This window comes from Streptomyces tricolor, from assembly GCF_002155905.1.
In the GTDB taxonomy this organism is placed as follows: domain Bacteria; phylum Actinomycetota; class Actinomycetes; order Streptomycetales; family Streptomycetaceae; genus Streptomyces; species Streptomyces tricolor.
In genome coordinates this window covers 1-769 of record NZ_MUMF01001022.1, presented here as the reverse complement: position 1 = coordinate 769, position 769 = coordinate 1, and the positions used below count along the sequence as shown (strand labels likewise).

Annotated in this window: 1 protein-coding gene; it reads right to left on the bottom strand. The window is 73.5% G+C overall.

What is annotated here, in order from left to right; translation table 11 throughout:
- On the bottom strand, positions 1–769 hold a 769-nt coding region (gene pelF, locus CCN44_RS42465; RefSeq protein ID WP_143650507.1), incomplete at both ends, for a GT4 family glycosyltransferase PelF.

Here is a 769-nt window from a genome sequence, read left to right as displayed (position 1 = left end):
TCGCCGACGGCCTCCCGGACACCGCCGACGTCGGTGGAGACGGTGGCCCGGCCGCAGGACATGGCCTCGATGAGGGTGAACGGGAAGCCCTCGCTGATGCTGGACAGCATCACCACGTTCCCGGCCGCGTAGGCGTCCTTGATGTCCTCGACCCGGCCTTCGAAGGTGACGGCGTCGGCGTGCCCCAGTTCGGCGGCGAGGGCCTCGCAGCGTTCCCGGTACGCCTCTCCGCCGCGGGGTGTGCCGCCGAAGAGCCGCAGCCGGGCCTCGGGTATCTCCTTGCGGACCAGGGCGAAGGCGCGGATGAGGGTCTCCAGGTCCTTGATGGGGTCGACGCGGCCGGCCCAGCTGAGCGTGGGCAGGTCGGGTTCGGGTCCGGCGGGCGGGAAGGCGGCGGGATCCACGCCGTTGTAGACGGTGCGGATGGCCCGGGGGTCGGCGCCGCCCTGTTCCTCCCAGAGCCGGTTGTAGCGGTTGCCGGGGGTGATGAGGGCGGCCCGGCGGTAGCTCTCCTCGGCCAGCAGCCGGAAGAAGCCGAGGACGACGGCCTTCACCGGCCAGCGGTAGGGGGCGGTGCGGTAGCCGAGGTAACGTTCCCGCAAATAGACACCGTGTTCGGTGAGGAGCAGCGGGACCTCGTACCGCTCCAGTCCGGCGAGGCCGGGCAGGACGGCCACGCCGCCGCTGACCGCGTGGGCCACGCCGTGCCGGGGCGGGGGCGCCGCGAGCGGGCGCAGGGCGTGCTCCAGCAGGGCGGTGGCGGTGACCG